This window comes from Stenotrophomonas geniculata ATCC 19374 = JCM 13324 (assembly GCF_001431625.1).
GTDB classification, from domain to species: domain Bacteria; phylum Pseudomonadota; class Gammaproteobacteria; order Xanthomonadales; family Xanthomonadaceae; genus Stenotrophomonas; species Stenotrophomonas geniculata.
In genome coordinates, this window is record NZ_LLXT01000117.1 from 24,889 (window position 1) to 48,964 (window position 24,076).

The following is a 24,076-nucleotide window of genomic DNA, read 5'->3' on the forward strand; positions in this document are numbered from 1 at the left end:
ATGCGCATGAAATCACCATTTCGTACCGTCCGTGGTTTCACTCTGATCGAGCTGATGATCACCGTTGCCGTAGTTGCGATTCTTGCCGCTGTTGCCATGCCGGCTTACACCGAGCACGTGCGCAAGGCCCGGCGCGCCCAGGCCAAGGCCGATCTGGTGGAACTGGCGCAGGTGCTGGAACGCAATCACACCACTCAGAACACCTACGCCGGTTTGACTCTGCCGTTCACCAGCTCGCCGCGTAACGGCACCTCGTTCTATGCGCTGTCCTTGAACGGTGATGCGACTGCGGCCACGTTCGAGTTGCAGGCGGTACCGGAGAATGGTCAGGAAGATGACAAATGCGGGACACTGACCCTGGATCAGGCCGGACGAAAGACGCCGAATGCCAGCAAGGGGCCCGGATGCTGGTGAAGGGCGGGCCGTTTCGCCACATCGCATAAAAGACTTGCACTCTCCGGCGAACGCTGGCTAAAATGCGCACCCCGCCCGAATAGCTCAGCCGGTTAGAGCACTTGACTGTTAATCAGGGGGTCGTTGGTTCGAGTCCAACTTCGGGCGCCAGATTCGAAAAAGCCGCGAGAAATCGCGGTTTTTTTCGTTTCCGCGATGGCATTTCAGTTTTCAGCAGGGGATCGGCCTGCGCGGGCGCTGGCTCCTGACCCGCCCGGGGACGCTGATGATGACGCGGCTGTGCTCCTGTCCATTCATGCACAGCACGATGGACTGGTTGGTGCCGGCATTGCGGCCGTCGGGCCGGAACCGGATGTCGGGCCGATGATCGCTGGTGCGCAGGTCGACATGACGCCGGCGTGCCCTGTGCACGCGGAGTTCCCTTGCGGCGCCGGTCGCGCTGTTGGCCGGTTCGACCTGCACCCGCCAGCCCTGGCTCCATGCCTGGTCACATCTCATGCCATCCGACGAACCGCAGACCGTCACACGGCGGCGTTCGGTGATGGCGGCGTTGCGTGCCATCGACAGGCTGGCGACCAGTTCGGCGCGCAGCGTTTCCGCCTGGAAGTGCCGCAGCGTGCGTTGCCAGGGGCCCCACGCCAAAGCCAGCAGGACCGACAGCACCATGACAGCGATCAGCAGCTCGATCAGATGGAGGCCGCGGTGGAGCCGGGCAGGGCGAAGATGAAGGGACATGCCTCCAGCCTCGTTCCGTGCTCGCGCATTCACCATCGGCCAACGCCGCGGCTGCCTGCCCGGAAACCCCTCAGCCGGCCGTCACCGCTTGCCCCGTATACTCACCCTTCCCGGGAACTGGCAACACCATGAGCGACCGTTTTGAACTCGTCTCGCCGTATTCGCCGGCGGGCGACCAGCCTGATGCCATCGCAAAGCTGACCAGCAACTTTGAAGCGGGCATCGCCAAGCAGACCCTGCTGGGCGTCACCGGCTCGGGCAAGACCTACACCATCGCCAACGTCATCCAGAACGTGCAGAAGCCGACGCTGATCATGGCGCCGAACAAGACGCTGGCGGCGCAGCTGTATGGCGAGTTCAAGGCGTTCTTCCCGCACAACGCGGTGGAGTATTTCGTCAGCTATTACGACTACTACCAGCCGGAAGCCTACGTGCCGTCGTCGGACACCTTCATCGAGAAGGACAGTTCGATCAACGAGCACATCGAGCAGATGCGACTGGCGGCGACCAAGACCCTGCTGTCGCGCCCGGACGCGATCGTGGTGGCGACGGTATCTGCGATCTACGGCCTGGGCGCGCCGGAAGACTACCTGTCGTTGCGCCTGATCCTGTCCAAGGGCGAGCGCATCGACCAGCGCGATCTGATCAACCACCTCACCCAGCTGCAGTACACGCGCAACGAGTACGAGCTGCAGCGCGGTACGTTCCGCGTGCGTGGCGAAGTGATCGACGTGTTTCCGGCCGAGTCGGACAGCGAAGCCCTGCGCCTGGAACTGTTCGATGGCGAGGTCGAGAAGATCACCCTGTTCGACCCGCTCACCGGCGAGACGCTGCGCAACATGCAGCGCTTCACGGTCTACCCGAAGACCCACTACGCCACCACGCGCGAGCGTGTGCTGGCAGCGATCGAGACGATCAAGGTCGAGTTGAAGGAGCGGCTGGAGCAGCTGTACGCACAGAACAAGCTGGTCGAAGCACAGCGCCTGGCGCAGCGCACCCAGTTCGACCTGGAAATGATGGCCGAGGTCGGCTTCTGCAACGGCATCGAGAACTACTCCCGGCACCTGACCGGCAAGAATGCCGGCGAACCGCCGCCGACCCTGTTCGACTACCTGCCGGCCGACGCGCTGCTGGTGATCGACGAATCCCACGTGACCATTCCGCAGATCGGTGCCATGTTCAAGGGCGACCGTTCGCGCAAGGAGACGCTGGTCGAATTCGGGTTCCGGCTGCCCTCGGCGCTGGACAACCGGCCGCTGCGCTTCGAGGAGTGGGAGGAGCGCTGCCCGCGCAGCATCTATGTGTCGGCCACGCCGGGCCCCTACGAGTACCGCGAGGCCGGTGACGAGATCACCGAGCTGGTCGTACGTCCCACCGGCCTGATCGACCCGGTGGTGGAGATCCGCCCGGTGGGGACCCAGGTCGACGACCTGATGAGCGAAGCCAACGCGCGCATCAAGGCCGGTGACCGGGTGCTGGTCACGACGCTGACCAAGCGCATGGCCGAGAACCTCACCGAGTACCTGACCGAGCACGGGATACGCGTGCGCTACCTGCACTCGGACGTGGACACGGTCGAGCGCGTGGAGATCATCCGCGACCTGCGCCTGGGCAAGTTCGACGTGCTGGTGGGCATCAATCTACTGCGCGAAGGCCTGGACATGCCGGAAGTGTCGCTGGTGGCGATCCTGGATGCCGACAAGGAGGGCTTCCTGCGCTCGACCGGCTCGCTGATCCAGACCATCGGCCGTGCCGCGCGCAACGTGCGCGGCAAGGCGATCCTGTATGCGGACAAGATCACCCGTTCGATGCAGGCCGCGATCGATGAGACCGACCGTCGTCGCGCCAAACAGGTCGAGTACAACGAGGAGCACGGCATCGTGCCGCGCTCGGTGGCGCGCCCGATCGTCGACGTGCTGGAAGGGGCGCGTTCGGACGCCGCCGAGAAGGAAGCAAAGAAGGGCAAGGGCAAAGGCAGGCCCGGCGTTGCCGAGGAGGGGAGTGACTATCGATCGCTCAGCCCGGCCCAGCTGGCGTCCCGTCTCAAGGCACTGGAACAGCAGATGTACCAGCACGCCAAGAACCTGGAGTTCGAGGATGCCGCCCGCGTGCGTGACCAGATCCGGCAGCTGAAGGAAGCGAGTCTGGGCTGAACGCGGCAGTGCAGCATCTTCTTCACAAAAGTGTTGCGCTTCACGGCCGGCATCCGTAATATACGCGGCCTGCACCGACGCAATCGCGGACGTTCAGAAGCAAAAACGGGCGGTTAGCTCAGCGGTAGAGCACTACCTTGACATGGTAGGGGTCACAGGTTCGAACCCTGTACCGCCCACCACGAAGTCTCCGGAAGGGGGCTGTCGTGAACAGCAAAGCCCGGCCCTGGCGCCGGGTTTTTACGTAGCAAGGCCAGCTTTCGGGCGGCAAGAACAAGATGGGCGGTTAGCTCAGCGGTAGAGCACTACCTTGACATGGTAGGGGTCACAGGTTCGAACCCTGTACCGCCCACCACCTGGCTCCCGGCATTGCCGGTGCAGCGGTGGATCACGATGGAAGCCGGCCCTGGGTCGGCTTTTTTCGTTTTAGGCATCGACCACGGTTCCACATGGTCAGCGTTGCACGGCCAGGTCTTCGACGCTGATCATCCGCTGCAACTTCCAGTGGCCGTCCACGCGCTCCCAGAGCTGGGCAACGCGAACCGTCGCACCACGCGTGGGCTGGGCATCGGCGGGTTCGCGTTGCACGGGCTGGTTGGCCAGCCTCAGGACCCGGTCCTGGCGCAGCCGGTAAAGCAGCAGGGAGGGCGAACCGCAATCCTGTCGTACGGCTTCCGGCTGCTGGGTTTCGGCAATCAGGATCTGGCTGCGAAGGGCCTCTTCAGTGGGCTCGCTGCCAGCGCCGAACAGGCTGGAGAGCAGCAGCATCAGGGCAAGCATCGGCATGGCACGGTGCTCCAGCGGGAAAGTGCACGCAGGCTGGCATGACATCTGGGGTGCTGCAGCCGGTCTGCGACGAAGGCTGGAATTGAGCCGCCAAAGACGGCCGGGGGGGCGATGAATCCGGGCCGTGCAGGCGTAGACTTCGGTCTACCGCGCAATCGCGCCGTCACTGCAAGGAGCTGCCGCATGAGCGATCACGTTCCGGTTTCCCGGCCCAATCCCATCCTTGAGCTGCTGTTCGGCGGCAACATGCTGGAGGGTACCTTCAAGGCGGTGATCTGGGTGGCCCTGCTGGCGGCGGTGCTGGCGTGGACCACGTTCCGCTGAGTCTTCCCACTGCCTTGCAGCACCGGCAGCGTTGCTGGCCTGCGCTCAGGCGCTGAAGGCCTGGCGCAGACTGCGCAGGGTGGCCTGGCGATGTTCCTTTGCGGTTGCTTCGCCCATCTCAAGTTCCTGCAGGCGCAATCCCACCAGCATCATCGACAACGCATAGCCGCGTGCCGCATCGGCAGCACGCGAAAGGCCAAGTGCGCGGCGCGTCAACGCGTTCACGTGTTCCAGGTCCGGCAGCAGCCCCAGGTAGGCGCGCTCGGCGCTGTCCAGGTCCGGGGCACGCAGGATCGCGTGCGCTTCAGCAGCAGGGGAGACGGAGGCCATGGGGGGTCCTTGTCCGTTGCGGGCGCTCGATCAGAACGAGCGCATCAGGGAAACGAAGGCCGACGTCTGCGTACCGCGACGGGCCATCGGGCTGTCCTTTACGGCATCGCCGAACCACTGGTTGGCGACGACGCCGGTCGCGCGCCACTTCGTGCCCAGGGGCGTGCTGACCGCGATCTGCAGGTTCGGTGATGTCGCGCTGCCCGGGTTGTACGCGGCAAGTCCCGAGCGCAGCGCTTCTTCGTCGGTGATGCCGTAGTAGTAGTCGAGCAGGCGCGCACTGGAGTGCACCACGCCGACCTTGGGCACCCAGGTGAAGCGACCGGCCTGGATCGGATAGCTGTAGTGCAGACGCGATTCCATGCCACCTCCGTGGCCGGTGACCTCGCGCATCACGCTGGCCTCGACGATGCCCCAGTCGGCGCTGTATTCACCATTGACGCCGGCCATGGCAGACATCTGCCGGCTGTGCAGGCGACGCAGCTGAGGATCGTTCACGTCGTCGGTCTTGAAGCGCAGCGTGTAGGGCGTGACCGCCGCCGACAGGCGCAGGCCTTCGCGCTTGTACAGGTACATGCCCAGTGAGCCCGGGCTGGCGAAGAAGCGCTCGCCCTGCCAGGCAATGGACGGTACGACCAGCGGCTTGACGTCGTAGTGGGCGTAGGCCCCTGAGGTCGCGCCGGCACTGATACCGGCCTGCACCCCCGGGTTCCGGTCGGCGGCGTGGGTGATCAACGGGAGGCCGATGGCAGCGGAGAACAGCAACGGGCGCAGCAGGGTCGGGGACAGCGACGGCATCGATCAGCCACTTTGCGGGGGATGGCTGTGCATGGTGCGGCCACAACATTGTCAGAACATTGCGCCTTGGCATTCGGCACGCGAAGGCGCCCAAAGCCGGCGCCAGGCACTATGATCGGCACCGTTTCCGGTAGCCGAGCCCCTGATGCGCATCCTCCTGGTCGAAGACGATCCCGATCTGTCCCGTGCCCTGCAATCGGGCCTGGAGCGGCAGGGCGTGGTCGCCGACGTGGTCGGCAGCCTGGCCGAAGCCGCGGTCGCGCTGCGCGAGCCGGTGCACCAGCTGATGCTGCTCGACCGCCAGCTGCCCGATGGCGATGGCGTGGCGTTCGTCGCCACCGCGCGCGCGCTGCGCCCGAACCTGGCGGTGATCATGCTGACCGCCAAGGGCACGCTGTCGGACAAGGTCGAGGGGCTGGACGTCGGTGCCGATGACTACCTGGTGAAGCCGGTGGCGATCGAGGAGCTGATGGCGCGGATCCGCGCGGTCTCGCGCCGGCCCTCGGCGATGGTGACGCCAAGCCTGCATCTGGGCCGGCTGGAATTCGACTTCGAATCGCTGCAGGCGCAGGTGGAGGGCCAGCTGTTGGCGCTGCCCCGGCGCCAGGTGCTGGTGCTGCAGGCGCTGGCGATGCGACAGGGACGCACCGTCACCCGCAGCGCGTTGGAGGCGGCAGTGTACGGCTTCGATGACGAGATCCAGTCCAATGCACTGGACGCGCATATCTCCAAGCTGCGCAAGGCGCTGCAACAGGCCGGGGCCGGCGTGGAGATCCATGTGATCCGCGGCGTCGGCTACCTGCTGGCGGAGGCCTGAGATGGCACGTCCGATCCGCTCCATCACCCTGGGCCTGGCCTGGCGGTTGTTCCTGGCGCAGGCCTTCACCGTGCTGTTCGCGGTGGTTGCGTTGATCCTGACCTGGGGTGACAAGGACACCTGGGGCATGGACATGTTCATGGCCGAGGCGGTGGCCAAGGCGGTGCACAGCGATGGTGGCCGGCTGGTGCTGGACCAGGCGCGCTGGGAAAAGCTCGATGCCAGTGCCGGCGGCAACCTCTGGTTCGCGGCAGTCGACGACAAGGGGGTCTGGTTGGAGCGCGGCACGATTCCGGCGATCCACGCGCCGCTGCTGGCGCGGTTGCCGACGCTGGGCGCGACCGAACTTGGTTCGCTGGTTCCGCCCTACCTGGATGTGGCGCGGGTGATGATCCGCAACGAGGATGGACGGCGCATCACGGTGATGGTGGGCGGGGCACCGAAGGGCGGGCTGCTGGATGGCGCGCTGATGGTGCTGCGCCTGATCGGCCTGTGGTTCTTCCTGCCGCTGATCGTGGTCACGCTGCTGGTGATGCCGACCGTGATCCACCGCGCGATGCGTGGCGTGCGCCGCTCCGCGCAACAGGCCAAGGAGCTGGATATCGGCCAGCCGGGTGCGCGGCTGGATGCGCAGCTGGTGTCGACCGAGGTCGCGCCGTTGGTCGAAGCCTTCAACGACGCGATCGACAAGGTGCAGCAGGGCTATGCGGCGCGTGACAAGTTCCTTGCCGATGCCGCGCACGAGCTGCGTGTGCCGATCGCGGTAGTGCAGGCGCGTCTGTCGCAGCTGCCGCAGGGCGAGCTGAAGTCGCAGCTGCTGACCGACGTAGCGCGGCTCGGCAACGTCGCCGAGCACCTGCTTGACCTGCAGCGACTTGATCGCAATGTCGGCGCACTGCAGCGGCTGGATCTGGCGCTGCTGGTGCGTGAAGCGGCCGCCGATCTGGCGCCGCTGGTGGTCGGTGCCGGCTACGGCTTCGAAGTGGATGCACCTGAGATGCCGGTGTGGATCCACGGCGACAGCCTGGCGTTGGGACGGGTGATCGCCAACCTGGTGCACAACGCCATTGTCCACGGCGGCGGACGCGGCACCATCTGCGTGCGCCTGGATGCACGTGGCCTGCTGGAAGTCAGCGATCAGGGTGCCGGTATTCCGGTGAGCGATCGTGAAGCGATCTTCGAGCCGTTCCATCGCCTGCGCGCGGCGGGCAGTGGCAGTGGCCTGGGCCTGCATCTGGTGAAGGAAATCGTGCAGCACCACGGCGGCTCGGTCAGTGTCGGCGAGGCCGCTGGCGGTGGTGCCAGCTTCCGGGTCAATTTCCACCGCGGCACCGTCCGGCGCTGACAGCCGCGCGGGGAAAACCCCGATAGGCAACTGTCGCGCCCGGCGGCAGGCTGCTGGAATGGTTTCCGAACGTTCCGCGCCGGCCCTGTTCGGCCCCGGCTGCGCCGCCGGCCTGGTGCTGGGCGCGCTGGCCTGCGTGCAGATGCCGGCGTTGCTGCCGCTGTGGCTGAGCGTGCCGATGGCGGTTGCAGGCGGCGCGGGCTGGCTGCTGCGCTGGCGAGGCCGCACCTGGGCTGCAGTCATGCTCGGCCTGGCATGGGCAACAGTGCACGGGCAGTGGGCCCTGCACGACCAGCTTCCACCCGACGCGCCGCCGCAGGATGTGCAGGTGCGCGGGCGGGTGGCCGATCTTCCGCAGAGAGGCCCCGGTTACACGCGTTTCGTGCTGCACGTGGAGGAGGCCGATACGCTGCCAGTGCTGCGCGGCAAGCGCCTGCAGGTCACCTGGAACGACCCGTGGCGCGGATCGTCAGCGCACGAGGCCGGCGGGCGACATGCGGTTCGTGCCGGGGCGCATTGGCAGTTGTCGTTGCGCGTGCGTGCGCCACGCTCGCGGATCAATCCCGGCGGCTTCGATGGCGAACGCCATGCATTGCTGCGTGGTATCTCCGGCAATGGCACGGTGCGCGACCCGGGCGCTGCCCGTGAGCACGCGCCTGCGCAGGGCCTGCCGGCCTGGCGCGAGCGCAGCAGTGATGCCATCGCCACGCAGGTGGCACATCCTGCCGCGCGGTTCGTGCAGGCCTTGGCCCTGGGCGACACCCGCGGCCTGTCCGATGCCGACTGGGAACACCTGCGCGCGCTGGGCCTGACCCATCTGGTCGCCATTTCCGGGTTTCACGTGGGCGTGGTGGCGGGTTTCGGCGTGCTGCTGTGCCGCGTGTCGTGGTGGCTGTGCCCAGTGCTGGGACGGTACTGGCCACGGCCGCAGGCGGCGGCATGGGGCGCGGCGCTGGCCGCAGCCGCCTATGCCGTGGCAGCCGGCGGCGCGCTGCCAACGGTGCGTGCGGCGCTGATGATCGGGCTGGTGGCACTGGCCCGTGCCGGACGTCGCCCGGTGGGTGCGGGGCAGGGGCTGGCCCTGGCCGCGATGGTGATGCTGTTGCCGGCGCCGCTGTCGGTGCTGTCGGCCGGGTTCTGGCTCAGCTTTGGCGGCGTGCTGTGGCTGCTGTGGTGCCTGCCGCGAACCGGGCCGGAGGGCGCCGGTGGGGGCCTGCGTGGCTTCCTGGCCGCGCAGGGCGTGGCCAGCCTCGGCCTGTTGCCGCTGTGCGTGGCCCTGTTCGGCTGCACCGCGCGCTTGGGGCCGCTGGTCAATCTGCCGATCATTCCGTGGTGGACCCTGCTGGTGGTGCCGTTGTCGTTGCTGGGTACCGCGCTGCAGGTGCTGCACGACGGTGCCGGGCGCTGGGCCTGGCGTGCCGCGGCCTGGCTGTTCGAGCTGAGTTGGCAGGCGCTGCAGCCACTGGCGCTGCACCCGCAGGCCATGTGGTGGTTGGCTGAGGCGCCGCGCTGGGCGGTACCGGCGGCACTGGCCGGGGTGTTCTGGTGGCTGCTGCCACGCGGCGCCGGCGGTGGCCTGGCGGGCCTGCTGCTGTGCCTGCCGCTGCTGTGGCCCGCCCGGCATGCACCGGCCGAAGGAGAACTGGAGCTGCTGGTGCATGACGTAGGGCAGGGCGCTGCGGTGCTGGTGCGTACGGCGCGGCACGCGCTCTGGTACGACGTGGGGCCGCCGACCGGCGGCGAAGGCAACGAGCGGATTCTGGTCCCGGCGCTGCGCGCGCTCGGCCAGGGGCCGCCCCGGCAGGTGATGCTCAGCCATGACCATCTTGATCACACCGGCAGCCTGTCCAGCCTGCGACGGCAGCTGCCCGGACTGCAGCTGCTGGCGCCACCGGGCAGCACCATCGCTGGCGCCACGCCCTGCCAGCAGGGGCTGCGCTGGCAGTGGGACGGGGTAGATTTCCAGGTCCTGCACCCGGCGCCGGGCAGCCGTCAGGCCGAGAACGAAGACAGCTGCGTGCTGCGCATCGCCAGCCGCCACGGCGTGGTCCTGCTGCCGGGTGACATCGGCCGGCCGGCCGAGCGGACGCTGCTGGAGGCGTCTCCGGCAGCGCTGAAGGCGGATGTGGTGCTGGTGCCGCACCATGGCAGCGGCGGCAGCTCCAGCGCGCCGTGGGTCGAGGCCGTGGCGCCACGGCTGGCGGTGGTCTCGGCCGGGCACCGCAACCGCTTCGGGCATCCTCGCCAGGACGTGGTCCAGCGCTGGCAGGCGCAAGGGGCCGAGGTACTGGCCACGGCCGATTCCGGGGCGATCCGCATATGGCTTGGCGCACAAGGGCTGCAGCTGCGTGAACAGCGCATCCACGCATCCCGCTGGTGGGATGCCGCTGGGCGGGCGCGGTCGGCTGCTATCCTATCGCCGATCGAACAAGCGGCCGTTGGGCCGGAGGGTTGAAACGTGTGGGAACTGGTCAAGGCCGGTGGCTGGCCGATGGTGCCGCTGCTGCTGTTGGGCGTACTGGCTTTGGCGATCATCCTGGAGCGTTTCTGGTCCCTGCGGCGTACTGAAGTGCTGCCGCCCGGCCTCGGCCAGGAAGTGCGCAACTGGGCGGCACGCGGCAAGCTCGACCCGGCCCACCTGCAGACGCTGCGCGCGAACTCGCCGCTGGGCGCGCTGCTGGCTGCCGCACTGGAAGCCCGCAACCGCCCGCGCGACCAGATCCGCGAGCGCATCGAAGACACCGGCCGCCACCTGGTGCACCGCATGGAGCGTTTCCTCAACGCGCTGGGTACCATCGCTTCGGCCGGGCCGCTGCTGGGGCTGCTGGGCACGGTGATCGGCATGATCCAGATGTTCCTGGGCATCCTCGACCACGGCGTGGGTGATGTGAACCAGCTGGCCGGTGGTATCGGCAAGGCGCTGGTGTGCACCGCCACCGGCATGATCGTCGCCATTCCGGCGCTGATGTTCCACCGCTACTTCAAGGGCCGCATCCACGGTTACGTGGTGGAGATGGAGCAGGAAGCCAGCGCGCTGCTGGATACGCTGGATGGCCGACCCGGGGTGATGAACCCTGCCGCTGCCACGCGCCCGGCCGGCGCGGCGACGGCGAAGGCCTGATCGATGCGTATCGGCAACGACCGATCCCAGGATGAGCCGCATATCGACCTGGTGCCACTGATCGACGTCATCCTGGTGTTGATCATCTTCTTCGTGGTCACCACCACCTTCGACGCGCGCTCGACACTCCAGGTGGAGCTGCCCACGGCCAGCCAGCAGCCCAGCAATGAGCCACCGCGCTCGTTGAGCGTGCTGATCAACGCCGAAGGCCGCTACTTCATCAATGACCAGGAAGTGCTGCGCAACGACGTCGAGTCGGTCAAGCAGACCATCGCGGCCGTTGCCGGCAGCGACCGCACCCAGCCGGTGCTGTTGCGTGCCGATGCCCGCACGCCCTATCAGGCCGTGGTGACCGCGCAGGATGCGCTCGGTCAGCTCGGCTTCCGCCGTATTGCCATTGCAACAGCACCCGAGGTGCGTCCATGAGTTCCAAACACGCGCCGGTGTGGCCGATCTACAAACGTCTGCTGGGATACACCCGTGCCTACTGGGGCATGATGGTCGCCGCCGTCATCGCCATGGCGGTGGAGTCGGTGGCCGGCTACCACTTCACCAAGCTGATGGAGCCGCTGGTCAACCGCGGCTTCGTCAATCCCGAACCGAAAATGGCGGTGATCCTGCCGCTGACCATCCTTGGTCTGTTCCTGATGCGCAGCGCCGCCACCTGGGTGAGCGACTACGCGCTGGCCAAGACCGGTCGCAGCGTGGTGCGTGACCTGCGTGAACAGGTGCTGGCCAAGTACCTGCACCTGCCGTCCTCGCATTTCGATACCGAATCGACGCCGGTGATGGTCAGCCGCCTGAACTTCGATACCGAGCAGGTCACCCAGGCCAGTGCCGATGCGCTCAAGACCGTGGTTGCCGACACCCTGACCATCATCGCCATGCTGGCGGTGATGCTGCAGATGAGCGTCAAGGTGACCGTGGCCATGCTGGTGGTGGTGCCGATGATCGGCGTGATCGTGTCCTACGTCGGCAAGCGCTACCGGCGCATCAGCCGTGGCATCCAGGACGGCATGGGCACGATGGCGCAGACCGCCGAGCAGTCGCTGGCGGCCCAGCAGGAAGTGAAGGTGCACGGTACCCAGCAGCACGAAATGTCGCGCTACTCGCGCCTGGCCAACCGCATGCTGGCGCTGAACATGAAGGTGGAAATCACCCGTGCCGGTGCCTCCAGCGTGGTCCAGTTCCTGGCCGCGCTGGCGCTGGCGGTGATCGTCTGGGTGTCGACCCGCGAAGCACTGGCAGGCCGCCTCAATGCCGGCCAGTTCATGGGCCTGATGATCTCGATGACGGCGATCATTCCGTCGCTGCGCCGCCTGACCAGCGTGCAGTCCTCGATCTCCCGCGGTGTGTCCGCCGCCGAGCGCCTGTTCGACATCCTCGACATGCCGGTCGAGCGCGACGATGGCCGCAACACGGTGCAGCGCGTGCGCGGCGAGCTGGCCTTCGAGCACGTCATGCTGCGTTACCGCGAAGACAGTGGCATCGCCCTGGACGACATCAGCTTCGTGGCCAAGCCGGGTACGGTCACTGCCATCGTCGGTCGGTCCGGCAGTGGCAAGACCAGCCTGATCCGGCTGGTGCCGCGCTTCTATGAACCCAGCGGCGGGCGCATCACTCTCGATGGCGTGGCACTGGATGACTATCCGCTGGCCGACCTGCGTCGGCAGGTGGCGATGGTCGGGCAGAAGGTCATGCTGTTCGATGACACCATTGGCGCCAACATCGCCTATGGCATGGACGCGACCGATGAACAGATCCGAGCGGCGGCCGAAGCCGCAAACGCCTGGGAGTTCATCGCGCGCATGCCGCAGCAGCTGCAGACCCCGGTGGGCGAGAACGGCGCGCTGCTGTCCGGCGGCCAGCGCCAGCGCCTGGCGATCGCCCGTGCGATCCTGCGCGACGCGCCGATCCTGATCCTCGATGAAGCCACCGCAGCGCTCGACAACGAATCGGAGCGCCTGGTGCAGGACGCGCTGCAGCGATTGATGCCCGAGCGCACCACGCTGGTCATCGCTCACCGCCTGTCGACCATCGAGCATGCAGACCAGGTGCTGGTGATGGACCACGGTCGCATCGTCGAGCGCGGTACCCACAAGGAGCTGCTCACCATGGGTGGCCTCTACCAGCATCTGCACAGCATGCAGTTCCGCGAAAGGCAGGACTGATGGCCGGCAAGGGCACCCAGACCCCGCCGTACTGGTACGACGGCAGCCCGGTTCCGTGGGCGATGCGCCTGCTGGCGCCGCTGTATGCCGGCGTCACCGCGCTGCGCCGGCGTGCCTATCGGCGTGGCTGGCGCAAGCGCTACACGCTGCCGGTGCCGGTCATCGTGGTTGGCAACATCACCGCCGGTGGGACTGGCAAGACGCCGCTGACCATCGCGCTGGTGGAGCGCCTGCGTGCCGCCGGCTGGAAGCCGGGCGTGGCCAGTCGTGGCTACGGCCGCGAAGATGCCGACAAACCGCTGTGGGTGAAGGCCGATACGCCGACTGCCAAGGGCGGTGACGAACCGGTGCTGATTGCCTGGAAGACAGGCGTGCCGGTGCGCGTGGACAGTGATCGCGTTGCTGCCGGCAAGGCGCTGATCGAGGCCGGCTGCGATGTGATCGTCTGCGACGACGGCCTGCAGCACTACCGGCTGGCGCGCGACATCGAGATCGAAGTGGTCGATGCGCAGCGCCGCTACGGCAATGGCCGGATGATTCCGGCCGGACCGCTGCGCGAGCCGGTCAGCCGCGCCAGCGAGTGCGATTTCCGCGTGGTGAATCTCGGCCAGGCCGATGAGGAATCTGCGGCCCAGGCCTGTGGTTTCGGCCAGTGGCCGATGGCCCTGCACATCGACAGCGCGCAGCCGCTGGCCGGTGGCCGTGCTCGTCCACTGTCGTACTTCAAGGGCCAGCGTGTGCACGCCGTGGCCGGCATCGCCCACCCGCAGCGCTTTTTCGACATGCTGCGCGCGCGAGGCATCGGCGTGGTGCCGCACGCCTTCGCCGACCATCAGGCCTATCAGCCGCAGGACCTGTCCTTTGGCAGCCAGCTGCCGGTGCTGATGACCGAAAAGGACGCGGTGAAATGCCGGGCGTTCGGCAATGACTGGCACTACGCGGTCCCGCTGCGCGCCGAGCTGCCTGCCGCGTTCTGGGTGGCGCTGACCGACCGCCTGGACAAGCTGCGACCGAACTGAGTGGCACGGCGGCGCTTGCATTCATGCGCCGCCGGCCGCATTCCCGTTGTAACGAGCCTGCCGAGTACCGCCCCATGACCGAATTCGTCGTCGCCATCCCGGCCCGCTATGCCGCCTCGCGGCTGCCGGGCAAGCCGCTGCGCCTGCTGGGCGGTGAGCCGCTGGTGCTGCATGTGGCGCGCCGCGCGCTGCAGGCCGGTGCCGGCGAGGTCTGGGTCGCTACCGACGATCAACGCATTGCCGACGCACTGTCCGGCCTGGCCGAAGTGAAGGTGGCAATGACCGCCACCTCGCATGCCTCCGGCACCGATCGCCTGGCCGAGTGCGCGCGCATCGCCGGCTGGGCCGATGACACCGTGGTGGTCAACCTGCAGGGCGACGAGCCGTTTGCACCCGCTGCGGGTATCCGTGCGGTGGCCCAGGCGCTGGTTGACGGCAATGCGCCGATGTCGACCCTGGCGACCGCCGTGGAGGATGCAGAAACCCTGTTCGATCCGAACGTGGTGAAGCTGGTGCGCAACGTGCGCAACGAGGCGATGTACTTCAGCCGCGCGCCGATCGCCTGGCATCGCGATGGCTTCGCACGCAGCCGTGACACGTTGCCGGCCGGTCACAACTGGCTGCGTCACATCGGCATCTACGGCTATCGCGCCGGTTTCCTGCAGCAGTTCGCGGCGATGCCGCCGGGCCAGCTGGAGCAGGTCGAATCGCTGGAACAGCTGCGCGTGCTGGAAGCGGGCTTCCCGATCAGCGTGGCGATCTCGCCCGAACCGTTCCCGCCGGGCATCGACACGCCCGAGGACCTGGAGCGCGCCGAAGCACTGCTGCAGACGCTGGCGGCACGATGAAGCTGCTGGTCGTCTGCCTCGGCAACATCTGCCGTTCGCCGATGGCCGAAGGTGCGCTGCGCGCACGCCTGGAGGCCTCGCCGCTGGCCGGACGGGTGCAGGTGGATTCGGCCGGCACCGGCGACTGGCATGTGGGCGAGCCGCCGGACCGGCGTGCGATCGCCTGCGCGGCCGGGCACGGCGTGGACATCGGTGGCCTGCGTGCACGCCAGCTGCAGGCTGTGGATTTCGAACGTTTCGACTGGATCCTGTGCGCCGACGAGGCCAACCTGCGTGATGCCGGCCGTATCGCCACGCCGGCCCAGCGCGAACGCTTGGCACTGTACCTGCCATGGTCGGGCGGAGAGGGCCGGGTGGCGATCCCGGATCCCTACACCGGCGGCAGTGATCATTTCGAACAGGTCTGGACATTGGTGGACAATGCTGCAAAACGTGCCGTGGCACGACTGTTGCATGACGCCGACTCCGGCATAATCGGGCCATGAACGTCCAGCCCGTCCCGGACCTGCCCGAGTTCGCCACCTGGCTCAATGCCACCCCCTGCACCCTGACCGAACTGCGCGGTCGGCCGGTGGCGCTGTTGTTCGTCAACGCCGCCTCCGCCTGGAGCGCGCAACGCCTGGCCGAGTTCGGCCAATGGCTGTCGCGCCACCCCGGCAAGCTGCAGCCGCTGGTGCTGCAGGTGCCGCGCTTCGACTTCGAGCGCGACGCCGGTGCCGCACTGAAGCTGTTGCGTCGCCAGGGCCTGACGATGCCGGTCCTGCTCGATGCGGACTGGGATGGCTGGCGCCGCTTCGGCGTCACCGCCTGGCCAACCCTGGTGCTGCTGGATGCGCAGGGCCGCGAACAGCAGCGGCTGGTCGGGCAGGGCGCACCCGGCGAACTGGAGCGTGCCTTGAATGCGCTGTGCGAGGGTGCGCCGTCGGCGCCGCCGCGTGGCGGTAGCGAGCTGCATCCGGAGCCCCGCCAGGCACTGTGCTTCCCGCTCGGCCTGGCGGTCAGTACCGAGCGCCTCTACATCGCCGACAGCGGCCATCACCGCATCCTCGAATGCAGCCATGGCGGCCGCATCCTGCGCCAGTTCGGCCTCGGTACCGCCGATTTCATGGACGGCAACCTCGCCGAAGCGGCGTTCCACCGCCCGCAGGCGCTGGTGCTGGAGCGCGATGCGCTGTACGTGGCCGACACCGGCAACCACGCCGTGCGCCGCATCAACCTGCTGACCGGCATCGTCGACACGCTGTGCGGCAATGGCCGCCCCGGTGCGCCGGTGGAAGGTCCGGTCGCGCAGGCCCGGCAGGTCTCGCTGGACCATCCGGTCGGCCTGGCCATCGCCGACAACCAGCTGCACATCGCCATGGCCGGCGACAACCGCATCTGGAGCTACCACCTGGGCCAGCGCAGCCTGCAATGGCGCGCCGGCAGTGGTTCCATCGACGAGCGTGATGGCAGCGGCCATCTGGCCGCGTTCGCCCAGCCGACTGCGCTGGCCGTAGTGCAGCAGGTGCTGTACGTGGCCGATGCACTGGGTTCCTCGATCCGTGCACTGCAGCTGCGCGGCGACCTGGTGCAGACGCTGGTCGGGCAGGGGCCATGGCGCTTCGGCAGCGAAGACGGCCCGCGCGCGGACGCCAGCCTGCAGTTCCCGCAGGCGATCGCGCTAAGCCCGGATGCGCCGCTGTTGTGGATTGCCGATACCGGCAACGGTCGCCTGCGCACGCTGCGCCTGGGCGGTGGCGAACTGACCACCCAGCCGCTGCCGCGCCGCCTGCATGGCCCGGCTGGACTGGCGGTGGGCGCAGGTGCGGTGTGGATCGCCGAGACCGACGCCCATGCCGTGCTGCGCTTCGATCCCGACAGCGGCGTGCTCAGCGAAGTGCCGATCAGCGAATGACCGACGTTCCCGCTCCGGTCTTCGACGGCAAGGCCTTCGCGGCCCAGCTCAGCACCGCTCCCGGCGTGTACCGCATGCACGCGGCCGACGACACCCTGCTGTACGTCGGCAAGGCCCGTGCGCTGCGTAACCGCGTCGGCAGCTATTTCAACGGCAGCCCGAAGAACGCACGGATCATGTCGATGATCTCACAGATCACGCGCATGGACGTGACCGTGACGCGCTCGGAAGCCGAGGCGTTGCTGCTGGAAAACCAGCTGATCAAGTCGCTGTCGCCGCGTTACAACGTCTCGCTGCGCGACGACAAGACCTATCCGCATGTGCTGCTGACCCGCGAGGACTGGCCGCGCATCGCCCTGCATCGCGGCCCGCGCGCCATTCCCGGTCGCTATTTCGGGCCGTATCCCGGCGTCACTGCGGTGCGCGAAACGCTGAACCTGATGCACAAGCTGTTCAAGCTGCGCAGCTGCGAGGACAGCGTGTTCCGCAACCGCTCGCGGCCGTGCCTGCAGTACCAGATCGGCCGCTGCAGCGCGCCCTGCGTGGAGCTGGTACCGGCGCCGGACTACGCCGAGTCGGTGCGCCGCGCTGCGCTCTTCCTCGAAGGCAAGAGCGACGAACTGACCCGCGAGCTGGGCGAGCAGATGCAGGCCGCCAGCGAGGCGCTGGAGTTCGAGCAGGCCGCGCGCCTGCGCGACCTGATCTCCTCGCTGCGCAGCATGCAGACCCGCCAGTACGTGGACGGCCGCGCCGCAGATCTGGACGTGCTGGCGGTGGCCATGCAAGGGTCTCAGGCCTGCGTGCTGCTGCTGGCCTTCCGCGATGGCCGCAATCTTGGCACCCGCCCATTCTTCCCGCGCACCAACGGTGAGGAGAGCCCGGAGGAAGTGCTGGCCGCCTTCGTCTCGCAGTACTACATCGAATTCGAGCCACCGCGCGAGATCCTGCTGGATCGCGAGATTCCCGACGCCGATCTGCTGGTCGCCGCGCTGTCCGCCTCGGCCGAGCGCAAGGTGCAGTTGAAGTGGAACGTGCGCGGCGAGCGTGCCGGCTACGTGGAGCTGGCCAGTCGCAACGCGCAGCTGACCCTGGCCACCGAGCTCAACAGCCGCAACGCGCAGCACGCGCGCAGCGATGCACTGCGCGACATGCTGGGCCTGGCCGAGCCGGTCAAGCGTGTCGAGTGTTTCGATATCAGCCACACCCTGGGCGAGGCCACCGTGGCCTCATGCGTGGTGTTCGACGCCGCCGGTCCGGTGCGCGCGCAGTACCGCCGTTTCAACATCAGCGGCATCGAGCCGGGCGACGACTATGCCGCCATGCGCCAGGCCATCGACCGCCGTTTCCGCCGCGCGGTGGAAGAGCAGGGCGTGCTGCCGGATGTGCTGCTGATCGACGGCGGCGCCGGCCAGCTGGCACAGGCGCAGGCCGCACTGGCCGACCTGGGCGTGGAGGGAGTACTGCTGGTGGGCGTGGCCAAGGGCGTGGAGCGCCGCGCCGGCCACGAGGCGCTGGTGATGCCCGACGGCCGCGAGCTGCGCCCGGGCGCGGCCAACCCGGCGCTGCAGTTCATCCAGCAGGTGCGCGACGAGGCGCACCGCTTCGCCATCACCGGCCACCGCGGCCGCCGCCAGAAGGCGCGGATGACCAGCAAGCTGGAGGACATCCCCGGTATCGGCCCCCGCCGCCGCGCCAGCCTGCTCAAGCATTTCGGCGGCCTGGTCGGCCTGAAAGCCGCTGGCGAAGCGGAAATCGCCAAGGTGGAAGGCATCAATGACGCCCTCGCGGCACGTATCTACGCTAACCTGCACGGGTTGGCCACGCCTGATGCGGCCGAGTAGAGAGAGAAGCACGCAAGCATGAAGTTGACCCTGCCCACCTGGCTGACGTTGTTGCGGATCGTGATGATCCCGGTGCTGGTGCTGGTGTTCTACCTGCCCTACACCTGGACCAACTTCGCTTCGGCGGCGATCTTCGGCCTGGCCGCGATCACCGACTGGCTCGATGGCTGGATCGCCCGCCGCTACCAGTTGGAGTCGGCCTTCGGTGCCTTCCTCGACCCGGTCGCGGACAAGCTGATGGTGGCAGTGGCACTGTTCCTGATCGTGCAGGGCCACCCGACGCCGTGGATGGCGTTCTGGGCGGCGGTCATCGTCGGCCGCGAGATCGCGGTGTCGGCGCTGCGCGAATGGATGGCCGAACTGGGCCAGCGCGCGAAGGTACGCGTGGCGATGATCGGCAAGGTCAAGACCACCGCGCAGATGGTCGCGCTGCTGTGCCTGCTGTATTCGGTGGCCCCCAACGTGCCGGTGGAAGATATCTGGATGGGCTGGCCGGTGTTCCACATCGGCGACTGGACCCTGGCGATTGCCGCAGTGCTGACCCTGTGGTCGGGCCTGCAGTACCTGCACGCCGCCTGGCCGAGCCTGCGCGAAGACGAGCGCGCCGCACGCGAGCGCTCGCGGCAGAAGAAGCTGGGCAACTGACCCCATCGATGCGCGTATCCACGCATGGCGCGGATACGCGACGCCGGGCACCTCGCAGATCCTGAAAAAAGCGCTTGACGGCATCCTTGGAATAGGTAAAATTTCGCGCTCCCAAGCGGGAATAGCTCAGTTGGTAGAGCGCAACCTTGCCAAGGTTGAGGTCGCGAGTTCGAGTCTCGTTTCCCGCTCCAGATTCAAGAAGGACGCTCCCGCAAGGGGGCGTTTTTCGTTTGCGTAGAACCCGCTTCATCCCCACTTCACCGTCACTCCTTCGCCTCACCACGCGGCAGTTCGAAGCTGCATCTCCGTTCCTCCAGGACGATGCAGCCATGCTCCACACTCCTTCCGCCTACGATCACGACGTGGTCATCGTCGGCGCCAGTTTTGCCGGTGCCGCCTGCGCACTGGCTGCTGCCCAGTACGGCCTGCGCGTCTGCGTGCTGGAACGCAAGGCCGACCCCGGCGAGCGCCTGCACACCACCGGCATCGTGGTGAAAGAGGCGATGGAGCAGACCTGGCTGGGGCGCATGCCCGAACATCTCGTGCAACGCGTCGCAAACGTGCGCCTGTATGCGCCGAATCTGCGCAGCGTGTTGCTGGCCGCGCCGGGCTATTACTTCCTCACCACCGATACGCCGAACCTGATGCGCTGGCTGGCCAGCGAGCTGCGCGCGAACGGTGTCGACCTGCGCCTGCAGCAGTCCTTCACCGATGCACGTCGCAATGGTGACGGCTGGCTGGTGGATGGGGCGGGGCGATGTGCCTATCTGGTTGGCGCTGATGGCGCACGCTCACGTGTGGCACAGCGCAGCGGGCTCGGCCAGGTGCGTGACAACCTCTACGGCGTCGAACGTGAGTTCGCCGGCCTGCATGTCGCGCAGGGCGACGCGCTGCATTGCTTCGTCAGCAAGCGCTACGCGCCGGGTTACATCGGCTGGGTCGCGCAGAATCCGAGCGGCCTGCAGGTCGGGTTGGCGTTGCGTCATGACCCGCAACAGGTGCGGCCGCCGGATATTGAAGGTTTCCTCGGCCACGTGCGCGATGGGGTCGGCATTCCGCCTTCGGCGCGTCCCTCGGCCACCCGCGCCGGCCTGGTGCCCTGCGGCCGGCCGGATGGGCCGATCACGGGCCAACGCGTGATCCTGACCGGCGACGCGGCAGGCATCGTCTCGCCGCTGTCCGCCGGGGGCATCCACTCCTCGTGGCGGCATGGCTGGGCGGTCGGCGAGGCGATGGCCCGCAATCTGCGTGGGCAAGGACCGGAAGCGGAACGGGTGGCGCGGCAGGTGGCTCCGGCGTTCCATGGCAAGCGCCTGCTGCGCTGGGCGATGGATCATCTGCAGGCCGATTGGCCGCTCGATGCACTGCTGCAAACAGCGGCCATGCGCCGCATCGCCGAACAGGTCTACTTCCATCGCCGCGGGCTGCGCACGTGAAGGGAACAGGCAGGCGCGCCTGAACGCCATCCTTCACGTCACGTGAAAATTCCTGTTGACGCCGTGCAGCAATATCGACACAATAGCGCTCCTTCGACGCAGGTCGAACGGAATCTGCGGGAATAGCTCAGTTGGTAGAGCGCAACCTTGCCAAGGTTGAGGTCGCGAGTTCGAGTCTCGTTTCCCGCTCCAGATTCAAGAAGAACGCTCCCGAAAGGGAGCGTTTTTCGTTTGTCACACCGGTTGCACCACCACCGCGCTGGCGTGCCTTGCCGGGCAGGGCGCTGCACCAGGTCCGGGCATTCTGCCGGTCGAAACCGGGGCAGCGGTTGTCCTGCGGGATGTAGACGTAGGGAACGTCATCCTCGTAGGTGAAGTGGTAGTAGTAGGTGCGGTCCTTCCCATACAACCAGTAGTTCGACGAGCCGTCGTTGATCGCATACGGCTCGAAGGTGAGGATCGAGGATTCGGCGGGAATGAAGTTGCTGCGCTCCATCAGTAGCAGCAGGGCGTTCGAGACCAGTGGGGTGGTCAGGACGAGCACGATCACACCGACAGTCGCTGTCGTGATCGAGCCAATCAGCAGCCAGCGGCGAGGGTGTTTCACGGTCGGGCAGCATCGAAGCAAGGAATTGCCGCAATGTGCAATACGCCGTGAAAGTCGTCCAGTGTTCCGTGCCGGGAACGTATTGAAAGCGTAGTGAAAGGCCAATGCCATCGTTGCCTGAACCGCACGCGTGCTGTGACCTTTTTCGGACGATTTCTCCATGTTCGCTCCACAATCGCACGGTAGCCTTCATGCTCCTTCTACACGTTGGCGGGCTGGTGGTCAGGCGTATCACTTCAGTGGCAGTGCCCAGGACAGGGCGTGGACTCTCCCTGCAGGCAGTGCTGCGCCCCGGCGCGTTGTTGGCAACCCTGGCCCTGGCGGGTTGCATGTCGGTGTCCGTCCCGGACCTGCCGGATCGCACACCCAGCGCCTGGACCCAGGTGCCGCAGGGGCAGGGTGTGGCGGTGGACGCCAGGCAGTGGTGGAAGGTGCTGGCCGACCCGGCGCTGGACGGCCTGGTGGACCAGGCCATCGCCGGCAACCTCGACCTGCAGCAGGCCACGCTGCGGCTGCAGGCCGTGCGGATCGTCGCCGGCACCTCCGACTCGCGTTTCCTGCCGGAAATCTCGGCCAGCGCCAAGCAGGTGCAGGACGCCGCCGCCGTCGATACCTACTTCCATGCCGGCATCGAAGCGATCTGGGACCTGGGCCTGTTCGGCGCCGCCGAAAGCGCGCAGCTGAGCGCGCAGGCCTCGGCCGGCAACGCCGAGGCGCTGCGCAATGCCGCACAGGTGGCGGTGATTGCCGACGTGGTGCGCAGCTATCTGGACCTGACCGTGGCACAGGCCCAGCAGGACCTGCTGGCCCGGCAGCAGACCGTGGACGACCGCGGTGAACAACTGGCCCTGGTCCGCCAGCGCCTGCGCCTGGATGAGCCCGGCGAGCTGGACCGCCTGCGCGCACGCCAGGCCGCCACCCGTGCCGCCATCGCACAGGCTCGGGAAAACGCCGACAACGCGGCTCGCGCGCTGGCATTGCTGCTGGGCCGTGACGGCCCGGATCCGGCCTGGCGCGCGTATCGCACGCCGCCGAAGCTGGGCACGTTCTCGCTGCAGCAGGTTCCTGCGGATCTGTTGCGCCATCGTCCGCAGATCCTGTTGGCCGAGTCGGAGGTGATGCAGGCTGCGGCCAGCAAGGGTTCGGCACGCGCCGCGATGTATCCGCGGGTCAGCCTTGGCGGCTCCATCCTGTATGCCTACAACCTTACCCAGAACGCCCGCTCCAATTCCGATTCCAGTCCGTCGATCGGCCCGTACGTCGATATTCCGCTGTGGGACTGGGGGCAGCGTCGTGCGCGCTTCCATGCCGATGAAAAGCAGCTGGATGCCGCACTGCTCGGCTACCGCAAGGCCGTGCTGGAAGGCGTGAGCGAAGTGGAAGGTGCGCTCGGCAGCCTGGCGCGCCAGGGCAGCAGCATCCAGTCGCTGCGTGTGGCCAATGATGCCGCCGACCAGCAGGTCAAGCGCCATGCGCGGCAGGTGCAGCTGGGTTTGTCCAGCGAGTTCGATGGGCTGGACACGCAGCGTGCGGCACTCGCCTCGCAGGCCGACCTGATCGGCGCGCAGGGCGCACGCGTGCTGGCCTTTGCGTCGCTGTACCGTGCCCTTGGCGGCGCACCGCTGCCGGTCGAGGCTGAGGGCGAGTTGCAATGATCGCGCTGGCCCGCAAGACCCTGGCCTATGAGTGGCGCCGGTTCCTGCCGGTGGTGCTGGCGATGTGCTTTGCCGGTGTGCTGCTGATCGTGCAGGCCGCACTGGTGCTGGGCATCTTCGGTACCGCCGCGATCTATGTGAAGGCATCGTCGGCCGACATCTGGGCCGGTTTCCCCGGCACCCAGAGTGTCAACTACGGTCATGCGATCAGCGCGGATGTGGAAAGCCACCTGCGCATGGATCCGGATGTCGCCCGCGTCGAACCCTACGAGTGGGTGGATGGCGAGTGGCGTTCCAGTGCGCAGGGCACCGGCAATGTGTCGGTGTACCTGTCCGGCATTTCCACCCGCGACGACGCGATGATGTTCGCGCGCATCCTGCCGGCCGATCTGCGCGCGCAGCTGCGCGAGCCGGGTGCGGTGATCGTCGACAGCGCCGATCTGGATACGCTCGGCGTGGACCTGCAGAACAACCGTGCCTGGATCAATGGCAAGGCCGTGCGCGTGGTTGCCGCGCAACCGGGCCTGCGTGGCCTGGGTGGCGTAAACGTGCTGGCCTCGCTCGACACCGCGCGCGCCATCGCCGGTACCGACCCACATGAGGGCAGCACCTATTTCGTGGCGGGCCTGCGCTCGCCGGACCTGGCCGATCGCGTGCGTGACCGCTTGTCCGCGTCGATGGGCCGGGCCACGCCGGTCGAGTTCTGGACCGCGCCGGAGTTCGCCAGCCGCTCGCAGCAGTACTGGCTGTTCGATACCGGCGCCGGCATCGCGGTGTTGTTCATGGCCGTCATCGTCTGCTTCGTCGGTGCGGTGATCACCAACCAGTCGTTCGCCTCTGTGGTGGCTGGCTCGGTGCGTGAGTACGCCACGCTCAATGCACTCGGTGCAGGCCGCTATGCGCTGGCGCGGGTGGTGTTCGAGCAGGCATTGCTGATCGGCGGCGTGGGTATGTTGCTGGCGGCGGCCTTCAGCACCGTGGTGCTGTTGATTGCGCAGACCCAGCGCGTTCCGGTGCAGCTGACACCAATGGTGATCCTCGGCTGCGTGGCGCTGGTTGCGGTGATGGCCATGCTCTCCAGCATCATGGCGGTACGCAGTGTCGTCCGCTCCGATCCATCGTTGCTGCTGCGTTGAG

Annotated in this window: 22 protein-coding genes and 5 tRNA genes; 23 read left to right on the top strand and 4 right to left on the bottom strand. The window is 67.4% G+C overall.

All coding sequences use genetic code 11. The annotated features are described in order from the left end of the window. Entirely contained in the window at positions 1–414 is a 414-nt protein-coding gene (locus ARC63_RS13930; protein WP_082587875.1) for a type IV pilin protein, read from the top strand. A 73-nt stretch (positions 415–487) separates the two neighbouring features. Continuing rightward, positions 488–564: transfer RNA gene (locus ARC63_RS13935), tRNA-Asn, on the top strand. A gap of 60 nt (positions 565–624) precedes the next feature. Here the strand turns inward: ARC63_RS13935 and ARC63_RS13940 are convergent. After that, on the bottom strand, positions 625–1,149 hold the full coding sequence (locus ARC63_RS13940; RefSeq protein WP_043400494.1) for a GspH/FimT family pseudopilin: 525 nt from the start codon (positions 1,147–1,149) through the stop codon (positions 625–627). A gap of 128 nt (positions 1,150–1,277) precedes the next feature. On the opposite strand from ARC63_RS13940, the gene uvrB reads away from it, so the two are divergent. The 3 genes from uvrB (at position 1,278) to ARC63_RS13955 (ending at position 3,657) form a co-directional block, all read left to right on the top strand. Continuing rightward, the gene (gene uvrB / locus ARC63_RS13945) at positions 1,278–3,302 is read left to right on the top strand and encodes an excinuclease ABC subunit UvrB (RefSeq protein WP_057503595.1); all 2,025 of its coding nucleotides are present in this window, start codon (positions 1,278–1,280) and stop codon (positions 3,300–3,302) included. Between the two features lie 107 nt (positions 3,303–3,409). Continuing rightward, positions 3,410–3,484, top strand: a tRNA-Val gene (locus ARC63_RS13950). Between the two features lie 98 nt (positions 3,485–3,582). After that, positions 3,583–3,657, top strand: a tRNA-Val gene (locus ARC63_RS13955). Positions 3,658–3,755: 98 nt separating this feature from the next. On the opposite strand, the gene ARC63_RS13960 is transcribed toward ARC63_RS13955, so the two are convergent. Next, entirely contained in the window at positions 3,756–4,088 is a 333-nt protein-coding gene (locus ARC63_RS13960; protein WP_057503596.1) for a hypothetical protein, read from the bottom strand. Positions 4,089–4,271: 183 nt separating this feature from the next. Between ARC63_RS13960 and ARC63_RS23520 the strand changes: the two genes are divergently transcribed. Next, complete coding sequence (locus ARC63_RS23520; protein WP_010486087.1) at positions 4,272–4,412, top strand: hypothetical protein; 141 nt, start codon at positions 4,272–4,274, stop codon at positions 4,410–4,412. A gap of 45 nt (positions 4,413–4,457) precedes the next feature. Here ARC63_RS23520 and ARC63_RS13965 read toward each other — a convergent pair whose 3' ends face one another. Together ARC63_RS13965 and ARC63_RS13970 are read right to left on the bottom strand one after the other, a co-directional pair. Beyond that, entirely contained in the window at positions 4,458–4,742 is a 285-nt protein-coding gene (locus tag ARC63_RS13965; RefSeq protein WP_010486086.1) for a hypothetical protein, read from the bottom strand. A gap of 30 nt (positions 4,743–4,772) precedes the next feature. After that, positions 4,773–5,540, bottom strand: coding sequence for a MipA/OmpV family protein (locus tag ARC63_RS13970; protein WP_057503597.1), 768 nt, complete (start codon positions 5,538–5,540; stop codon positions 4,773–4,775). Positions 5,541–5,685: 145 nt separating this feature from the next. Here ARC63_RS13970 and ARC63_RS13975 point away from each other — a divergent pair, with 145 nt between their 5' ends. From ARC63_RS13975 to ARC63_RS14060, 17 genes are all read left to right on the top strand, one after another. Further along, a complete protein-coding gene (locus ARC63_RS13975) occupies positions 5,686–6,357 on the top strand; it encodes a response regulator transcription factor (RefSeq protein WP_057503598.1) in 672 nt (223 codons plus the stop codon). A gap of 1 nt (position 6,358) precedes the next feature. Then, positions 6,359–7,702: a sensor histidine kinase gene (locus ARC63_RS13980; RefSeq protein ID WP_010486083.1), complete on the top strand. Its 1,344-nt coding sequence runs from the start codon at positions 6,359–6,361 to the stop codon at positions 7,700–7,702. A 58-nt stretch (positions 7,703–7,760) separates the two neighbouring features. Further along, positions 7,761–10,157 carry a DNA internalization-related competence protein ComEC/Rec2 gene (locus tag ARC63_RS13985; protein ID WP_057503599.1) on the top strand — a complete coding sequence of 799 codons (2,397 nt, stop codon included), beginning with the start codon at positions 7,761–7,763 and terminating at the stop codon, positions 10,155–10,157. Between the two features lie 3 nt (positions 10,158–10,160). After that, positions 10,161–10,823, top strand: a complete 663-nt coding sequence (locus tag ARC63_RS13990) for a MotA/TolQ/ExbB proton channel family protein (protein ID WP_019337175.1) — start codon at positions 10,161–10,163, stop codon at positions 10,821–10,823. 3 nt (positions 10,824–10,826) lie between these two features. After that, positions 10,827–11,249 carry an ExbD/TolR family protein gene (locus tag ARC63_RS13995; protein ID WP_010486080.1) on the top strand — a complete coding sequence of 141 codons (423 nt, stop codon included), beginning with the start codon at positions 10,827–10,829 and terminating at the stop codon, positions 11,247–11,249. After that, positions 11,246–12,994, top strand: coding sequence for a lipid A export permease/ATP-binding protein MsbA (gene msbA, locus ARC63_RS14000; RefSeq protein ID WP_010486079.1), 1,749 nt, complete (start codon positions 11,246–11,248; stop codon positions 12,992–12,994). The genes ARC63_RS13995 and msbA overlap by 4 nt, the downstream gene beginning before the upstream one ends. Further along, the gene (lpxK, locus tag ARC63_RS14005) at positions 12,994–14,013 is read left to right on the top strand and encodes a tetraacyldisaccharide 4'-kinase (RefSeq protein ID WP_049436561.1); all 1,020 of its coding nucleotides are present in this window, start codon (positions 12,994–12,996) and stop codon (positions 14,011–14,013) included. The genes msbA and lpxK overlap by 1 nt, the downstream gene beginning before the upstream one ends. A gap of 74 nt (positions 14,014–14,087) precedes the next feature. Beyond that, positions 14,088–14,861 (top strand): 3-deoxy-manno-octulosonate cytidylyltransferase, encoded by a 774-nt coding sequence (kdsB, locus tag ARC63_RS14010; RefSeq protein ID WP_019337177.1) that lies wholly within the window; start codon positions 14,088–14,090, stop codon positions 14,859–14,861. After that, positions 14,858–15,346, top strand: coding sequence for a low molecular weight protein-tyrosine-phosphatase (locus ARC63_RS14015; protein WP_019337178.1), 489 nt, complete (start codon positions 14,858–14,860; stop codon positions 15,344–15,346). Before kdsB ends, ARC63_RS14015 begins: the two co-directional genes overlap by 4 nt. Beyond that, a complete protein-coding gene (locus ARC63_RS14020) occupies positions 15,343–16,755 on the top strand; it encodes a hypothetical protein (protein ID WP_057503600.1) in 1,413 nt (470 codons plus the stop codon). Before ARC63_RS14015 ends, ARC63_RS14020 begins: the two co-directional genes overlap by 4 nt. Then, positions 16,752–18,596, top strand: a complete 1,845-nt coding sequence (gene uvrC, locus ARC63_RS14025; protein ID WP_057503601.1) for an excinuclease ABC subunit UvrC — start codon at positions 16,752–16,754, stop codon at positions 18,594–18,596. Before ARC63_RS14020 ends, uvrC begins: the two co-directional genes overlap by 4 nt. Positions 18,597–18,614: 18 nt before the next feature. Further along, positions 18,615–19,241 (top strand): CDP-diacylglycerol--glycerol-3-phosphate 3-phosphatidyltransferase, encoded by a 627-nt coding sequence (pgsA, locus tag ARC63_RS14030; RefSeq protein WP_010486073.1) that lies wholly within the window; start codon positions 18,615–18,617, stop codon positions 19,239–19,241. Between the two features lie 115 nt (positions 19,242–19,356). Next, a tRNA-Gly gene (locus ARC63_RS14035) sits at positions 19,357–19,432 on the top strand. 138 nt (positions 19,433–19,570) lie between these two features. Then, positions 19,571–20,677, top strand: a complete 1,107-nt coding sequence (locus tag ARC63_RS14040) for an NAD(P)/FAD-dependent oxidoreductase (protein ID WP_057503602.1) — start codon at positions 19,571–19,573, stop codon at positions 20,675–20,677. Between the two features lie 116 nt (positions 20,678–20,793). Beyond that, a tRNA-Gly gene (locus tag ARC63_RS14045) sits at positions 20,794–20,869 on the top strand. 606 nt (positions 20,870–21,475) lie between these two features. After that, on the top strand, positions 21,476–22,939 hold the full coding sequence (locus tag ARC63_RS14055; RefSeq protein WP_057503603.1) for an efflux transporter outer membrane subunit: 1,464 nt from the start codon (positions 21,476–21,478) through the stop codon (positions 22,937–22,939). Then, positions 22,936–24,075 carry an ABC transporter permease gene (locus tag ARC63_RS14060; RefSeq protein ID WP_049455304.1) on the top strand — a complete coding sequence of 380 codons (1,140 nt, stop codon included), beginning with the start codon at positions 22,936–22,938 and terminating at the stop codon, positions 24,073–24,075. Before ARC63_RS14055 ends, ARC63_RS14060 begins: the two co-directional genes overlap by 4 nt. Position 24,076: the final 1 nt, after the last annotated feature.